The organism is Caballeronia udeis, from assembly GCF_001544555.2.
In the GTDB taxonomy this organism is placed as follows: domain Bacteria; phylum Pseudomonadota; class Gammaproteobacteria; order Burkholderiales; family Burkholderiaceae; genus Caballeronia; species Caballeronia udeis.
Genome location: NZ_FCOK02000085.1, coordinates 35,658 through 42,555 on the forward strand (window position 1 = coordinate 35,658; position 6,898 = coordinate 42,555).

4 protein-coding genes and 1 pseudogene are annotated in these 6,898 nt (G+C 56.7%); 2 read left to right on the top strand and 3 right to left on the bottom strand.

Translation table 11 applies throughout. The annotated features are described in order from the left end of the window. Window positions 1-32 precede the first annotated feature (32 nt). Entirely contained in the window at window positions 33-2,417 is a 2,385-nt protein-coding gene (locus AWB69_RS37920) for a tetratricopeptide repeat protein (RefSeq protein WP_197500409.1), read from the top strand. Between the two features lie 581 nt (window positions 2,418-2,998). Here AWB69_RS37920 and AWB69_RS37925 read toward each other — a convergent pair. Beyond that, window positions 2,999-4,312: a hypothetical protein gene (locus AWB69_RS37925; RefSeq protein ID WP_062091910.1), complete on the bottom strand. Its 1,314-nt coding sequence runs from the start codon at window positions 4,310-4,312 to the stop codon at window positions 2,999-3,001. Window positions 4,313-4,708: 396 nt separating this feature from the next. Between AWB69_RS37925 and AWB69_RS37930 the strand changes: the two genes are divergently transcribed. Further along, window positions 4,709-5,440, top strand: coding sequence for a hypothetical protein (locus tag AWB69_RS37930; protein ID WP_062091911.1), 732 nt, complete (start codon window positions 4,709-4,711; stop codon window positions 5,438-5,440). Between the two features lie 189 nt (window positions 5,441-5,629). Here AWB69_RS37930 and AWB69_RS37935 read toward each other — a convergent pair whose 3' ends face one another. Then, on the bottom strand, window positions 5,630-6,013 hold the full coding sequence (locus AWB69_RS37935; RefSeq protein ID WP_156529119.1) for a hypothetical protein: 384 nt from the start codon (window positions 6,011-6,013) through the stop codon (window positions 5,630-5,632). A gap of 47 nt (window positions 6,014-6,060) precedes the next feature. Beyond that, window positions 6,061-6,716, bottom strand: a pseudogene (locus AWB69_RS37940) (IS6 family transposase); the annotation flags it as partial. Window positions 6,717-6,898 lie beyond the last annotated feature (182 nt).

The following is a 6,898-nucleotide window of genomic DNA, read 5'->3' on the forward strand; positions in this document are numbered from 1 at the left end:
TTCGGTATCCCCTTAGGCGCATGTGGCCGATATTGAACGTACTCGTCGGCGCGGTTCTCGCCGGCGGCGTTAGCATGTTGGCGAACGAGGCTCCGGACTTGTTCAAAAATACGCACGTGCTTAGTGGCACCATCGTGGCCGTATTGATGCTCGGGATGCTGAGTTGGGTCGCACGCAATCATTCGCTTTCATACCGCATCGAACAAGAATTCGTGTTGTTTAAGACTTCCGAAGAACTCAAGCCGGAAGACTTCAAGTTTTGCGTCATTGGAACAGGGAAGCGGGTCCTTAATCCACGCACACAACATCGCCCATATTTCCCAAACATCTACATTCAGCGCCAAGCGGTTAGTTACCAAGATCGATTTCGCGAACCACCGGAACAAATCTATAGCGAACTCGAACTAGCAGCAAAGCTCGAAGATGGTGTCAGCTTCCTGCTGATCGGTCAGCCGACAGATGGCAAAACGCGCACTCTATTTCAAATCGCCAAGCGGTTGCGCGAATTCATAATTATTCGACCGAATCCGCACGCTGATATTACTGAAGATTCTTTGCGAAGTCTTAAGAAAAAGAAGGTCTTGCTTGTATTAGACGATCTCAATGACTATGAGAATGCAAGGATTAATATATTAGATTTTTATCACACGATAAACTCTGTGACGTCTCTTTGCGCGATTGTCGCGTCATGTCGGGAAGGGCGCGAGCTGACCAACCTAAGGGTCACCACAACGAGCCCACTGCAAAAAGTTTATGAATTTTTGGCGCTTAAATTGGTACTTCGGCCGGTAAGCGACGCTGACAAAGAGCGTCTAAAGGTTGCGATAGGCGAATCTGGAAGGTATCCATTTCCAACACTCGGTGCAATCTGCATGCGCGGGGCGTTTGTTCTTATGCGAGAACGTTTCGCCGCTCTTCCTGCATCAACCCAAGATTGCTTCCGGGCACTGCAGCTTTTGTCTGAATTCGAAGTCACACCACTCACGCAATTGCGTCTTAGGGGCGTACTAGCTACGGTTTTTCAGCGACCAACGGGGGAACCAGCGATACTCAGGGATCAATTGAACGAGTTAGCAAACTCTGGTTTTATTCTTTCTTCGGGCCACGCGGACCCGATTCGAACTGAAGACGCCTTTATCGCTGGCCCGGAAGCAGCGTTTTATTATGGGGAACGGAATAGTCGCGAGGATGATCCCCTGAATCTCGGCTTGTGTCTACTTGATCTCAAGGACGCAGCAGGCCTTAATCGACTCGCGCTATGGTTCTACAATAGGGATAATCCAGGCGGTGCAATAGTGATCTTTAATGCCGTATTGCAAAGTTTCTTCGTTGAGACAAATTCGCTGTTTCGATTTGAAACCGCCTTCGCATTCCGTGGAGCCGCGACTTTGCTCGGAGAGCAACACGAGCACGACCAAGCCGTAAGTTGCTACGACGAGATGTTCGAGAACTTCGCCGAGGCGCCTGAAGCAGCGATTCGTGAGCAAGTTGCAATGGCGATCCGAAACAAGGCGTTCATGCTCAAGCAGCAGAGCAAATTTCGAGAAGCCGTTGCTTGCTACGATGAAGTCGATCGCCGGTATGCGGAGGCCCCTGAGGTGGAGATCCAAGTTCAGGTTATAACCGCGCTCGGCGACAAAGGTGTCTTACTGAATGGGCAGGGGCAACGCGAATTGGCGCTAGGTTGCTATGACGAAATTGAACGCAGACACGCTCAGACTTCTCAGCCGGAAATCCGTCCGCTGGTCGCGGCCGCGCTTTTGGAAAAAGCAACCGTTTTATTCGCTCAGGACAAGCACGATGAGGCTGTTGCTTGCTGGAGGGAGATTTGTCACCGGTTCGGTAAAGCGCCCGAACCCACGATTCGTGAGTGCGTAGCCAAGGCGCTTTGGGAGATGGCTTCGGCTCTTAGCAAGCAAGGCAGGTTTGAGGAGGCACTTGATGTATATGGCGAGTTAGATCGCCGGTTTGAGAACGCACAGCAGATTACGGTGCGTCGAATGGCTTCGATCGCGCTTCAAGGCAAGGCTGCTATATCGGTCGACCTGGGGAGACTCGATGAGGCGATAGCCTGCTTCGACGAGATTTATCGGAGACATGCTCTAGATCCTGACGAACTGCTGCTCCGCATCGCTGCACTGGCCCTTGGGAGCAAAGCGGACCTGTTGTTGGAGCAGGGCAAGTATCAGGCGGCGGTTACTTGCTGCGACGAGATATCTGACGCGTTCGGTCACTCGACTGAAGCGCAGACTTGCAACGTCGTCATCGCCGCGTTGGATATGAAGGCTGGCGCGGTTTCCAAACGGGGAATGATCTGGCGCTTCACAGCTTGGCTGCGATCGTACATCGTACGCGCTGGCGCCCGAAGAAGAGTTGCGCGAGGAAGCCCCAACCGTGCTTCGGTTATAGGCGGCTAAACTCGAAAAGCACGGCAATCGCGACGTCGATTAGATGTTGCTATGACATCGGCATTCGATGAACCTGTCACATCCAACGCTCGTCACCTTGGAAGGGCACAGCACCTTGAAGAATAGTCCAGTGCAGAGTCTGCAAGGGTCAATGACTACCGCGCCGCCCGCAGTGTCAGCGCAGCGTACGTGGCACGCTCCGCTAGCCGTCCGAACCATGCCCGACGCACCGAGACGGCTTCCTCTGCGAACATTCCGAACCCGAGCCGGTAAGGCGTGAGGGCGGTCGTTGCGTCTACCCTGGCGGCAAGTTCACGCGCTCTGCCTCTCTCGAGGACGAACGTCTGGCCGGTCTTGACTGTGCCGAACGGGACGTTCGTTCGGCCGAGGACGTATAGCTACCCAAATTTGGCGCGCTTACAAGACTCGGGATGATACGAGATGAGACATCGAAAAGGTAGACTCCGCGCCATACTTGGGCTTGTGGAGCACCCAGTGATGCGGGTTAGTATGGTCTGAGACGTACCTCGCGACAGTGCGACATCGTGTTGACGTAGCCGCGGCCACTCGATGCCTCGAAATTCGAGATATTATTTCCGGAATATGAGCTTCTTGCCATACCGGAACAATTTCACCACGTCGCCGGCGTCAAGGAGTTGAATGCTGGGAGGCGGGTGCAGGATCTGCCCGCTGGCCGTCACCGCAAACGGGGATGGGCGAACGACCCGAATCCGACGCCGCTCGGCTTCCGCTTGCTGTGCGCGACGCTCCAACCATTCGCGCATGCGCCTTTGCGTAACCGCAGCTTCTTGACGCATTCGCTCCATCGCGGCGGCGCGCGCCTCTCGTTGCTGTTGCTGTTGCCACTCCCACTGAGCTGCTCTCAACTGAGCTTGTTTTAACCGTGCCTCTTTCAACCGTGCCTCTTTCAACCGGGCTGCTTCTTTCAACTGCTCCTCTTTCAACCGCGCTTGTATTTCCGCTGAGAAAGGAAAGAACAGGTCCGCGTCAGCAAAATGCTGATTGAACAGTTGCGTATGCGTGTACGACGGAAAGACGATGTCGCCAGGCGTCGACGTAGGCACGCCCCATCCGTAGTCCCGCCGAGTGTATTGTTGTGCGATGCCGAGGTTGACCGACCGATCGGAATTCATCATCGTCTCGACTATCTTGTCCAATCGCTCCTGCAAAGACAAGAGCCGATGTGGGACCTCGAGATTGCGCACCAAGTAGTCCAAGCTGAGGTCGGTCGTACCCGATTGTGTGCTCCCGCCGACATCTCCATGCACGCCGCGGATCATATCCACCGTGAGCCGGGTTCGCGGGTTCTCGCGCTGCAAACTCAGGTGCCTAAACCCGGGTCGCCCTTCATCCCTGGCGATGAGCAGCACCGTGTGCTTGACGTATTCTGGAATCACCAAATGCTGTGGAACCAATATGGGGCCCGGAACGGGATCGAGAAGCCCAAGCGAAAGATCGATCGATTGAATATCGACGATATCGCGAAATATAGGGAGTCGCTGCGCGAGCAGCACCGACGCAACGGCCCCACGACTGAAGCCTACGATCTTGAACTTGCGAATTCCCTTCCTCAGGAATTCGTAGATCGCTTGCTCACCCTCTTTGACGATATTGTCGAGTCGCCCTCCAGCGCCCATGCCGAACCCGAGCTCGAACGCATGGTCTAGCGGAATGCCGACCTCGTCGATGGGGCGGATAATCCGCCCCTCCACGGCTTCGATGTATTGCTTGAGCGCACGCTCGGTGCTTCCGGGGCCACCGATTTCATAAACATGTTCGCCGATCGCTCGCAAATGCTTTGCAAGCTTGACAGTATTTTCCCGGTGGGAGGTGCCATCTTGGCCCGACCCGTGCACTATGATATACGCCGTGTCTCCTGGCACGATTGCTCCGATTTTTTGGGACGGACTCGGAAATCGCGCCGGCTTGCTAGTCTAGGCAGAGGCCTGGGCGACGCGGGTATGGCAGAGTCACAGATAGGAGTCGCATTCTTCCGATGAAACGACGCCATCATATCCCATGCCGCCCGCTCGATGCCACGGCGGTCCTGTGAGACGTTATCCCTTCGCTGGTTGCGCAAGGCCGCACAACGCCCTGTTGTCAAGGCCCGGGCGGTTTCGTCTGTCGCTTACGGTGTTGCCGTCCTGGACGTACATGGCCAGTTACGTGTTGCACCGAGCACCCGACGCTCGTCACGCAACTAACCCTGCGATACTCTATCGCGGCTAACGAACGGGGCGCTTACGTCCACCAGGTCATAGAAAACAGGGGATTGGTTGATGAAGTTGATGTTTGCAGCCGCACTCACAGCACTTGCGCTCGGTGCCTGCTCGAAACCCACAGCACCCGCGTCGGCGCTGGCGGCGCCAGTCATTGCCATCGCCGCGGTCGCGCCGCCACCCACGATGGCTGACTGGACAAGCGCGCTCAGCACCGTGTACAAGGAGAGCGACCGGAAGGACGAGCACGACGGCGTCACCAACTTCTTCTGTGTCTTCGGACTTCCCGGCTCGGAGAAAGGGGCGACCCATCTCGTGGCGTTCGGAAAGCGAGATGCTTTTCGGAAACTGCGGTTTTATACGCCCGGCATCCAACTGGAGGCCACAACCTCACTGGAGACCTATCTTTCTCTGAAAGACGGGGGTACGCCGATTTTGTTTTTGAAACCGTACTACTTCGGTCCCGATGGCTGGCTATTCATGCAACACGTCGCCGTTATGGCCGACGGCGACGTGATATTCGAGCGGGATTTTAAGGATGCACGGGTAGACCATGACCAGCTACCTGGCGGAGTCACCGAACGCTACAACTTTATCGCTACCCCGGCGGATATCGAGGGCCTGCGCAAAATTCATCCGGACACCAAGCTCGTAATTCGGCTTAGCGGTAAGAAGGGTTACGTCACCGTCGATAAAATGATGACCAGCCAATTCCGGGCGAATATCCAAGACAGCCTCAAGATTTACGATGCGATGACCGCCTCGCTGTCCTCGCACATCCCGCCCAGCTGACCAACCCGCGCCGCGACGCCGACCGTAGCCGACACCGTGAGGCCGTGGTATGGGGAGGGGACGTCCAGCCCTTTTACTGGCTCGCGTCTCCGCCGATGCTACGTCTCTTGCCACTACGAAATAGGTCATCTCGAAGTTTTGTTGGGGAGGTACTCGCGCCAATCTTGCGCGCCGCCGGAAATCCCCAGACTAGCGGTCATGGGTTGTCCCGTCGTTGGGTGGTGCCCCAATAGTCGCCGCGCTAGGCGATGGCGCGAAACTCACGGTGCCCGAAGGGTGTAGCTGCCCGGGGCGAGCCGGCGCACCGAGAAAACGCTCGAGCGCTGCGTCGATCGTGATCTGGTCGTCCGCGCCGAGCGTGGCATTGTTCTCGCGAAACCACCGGATCATTGCATGCGCCACAAACGTGGCCTGTGACTCCCCGTCGACGGCTGGCGGCGGCGCGCAATAGAGCAGCTTGCGGGCGTTGATACTGCCTTGCGATTCGGTCGGGCCGACCTTCTCGACGCTGTCCTCAAGGTAAGCGATCACCTCTCGCAGCCACTCACCCGGCACTCCGAACGGCTTTGTCAAGTTGGCGGGCGTAGACTACCTACGAAGCTAAAGAGTAGTAATCCTATTCAGATACCTTTCTCGACTGCGCCAGTAACAGTCCAATCATGCCATGTGACCAAGCGTTCTTTGAGCACGGCACGATGACATGCCGCGCTCATCTGATGTCTGGGCAACGCGAAGTGCTGCCGGATTGGTCCAAAGCATGAAAGAAACGCCTGCGTGCGACGCGCATTGCGAAAGCCGCACATCTGGCGTTCGCGCCTGCGGGTCGGCTGGTGGCTGTTCTCGGCACGATTGTTCACGCGTGCAGCCGCTTTGACGAAAACGTGCTTCACATGAGCGAGCTCGGGAATGTCAGCCTTCGCCGCCGGATAGCTGCGCAGCTGGTCGGTAACGATCTTGCGCGGCACCGGATTTGAACGCAGCACCCTCAGGAAGAAGCGCTTTACCGCGGCCTTGTCACGCCGCATTTGCGCCAGCACGTCGAGTTCAGCAGCACGCTCGTCGACCGCTCGCTACAACAGATACGGCTCGCCGTGCAGCGTCACGAATATCTCGTCCGAATGCCATGTGCTGCCTGGCTTGGCCGCGCCGCTATGGCGCACTGAGCGAATCCAGCGCCGAACTTATTGCACCAGCAACGGATCGATTCGTATGTGAACACGACACCACGCTCGAGTAACAACTCCTCGACGTCCCACGGTCTCAGGCTGAACCGGAAGGCAGTATGACTTTGCGTGAGGCAGGGGCTGGCCCACCGTGGGGAAACTGAACGCGGGTTAGCATTGCTGTCAGAGCCGCACGGGCGTGGACTGGTCCGCGCCCCGGCGATTTCCTCCACGGAGGCCAGCATGCGAAACGATAGCACGGTGTACGTTGGACTGGATCTTCACAAGGACTCCA

Bases quoted from the DNA above. Each gene is read 5' to 3' on its own strand.
- AWB69_RS37930 (WP_062091911.1), top strand. From the start codon at position 4,709: ATGAAGTTGATGTTTGCAGCCGCACTCACAGCACTTGCGCTCGGTGCC.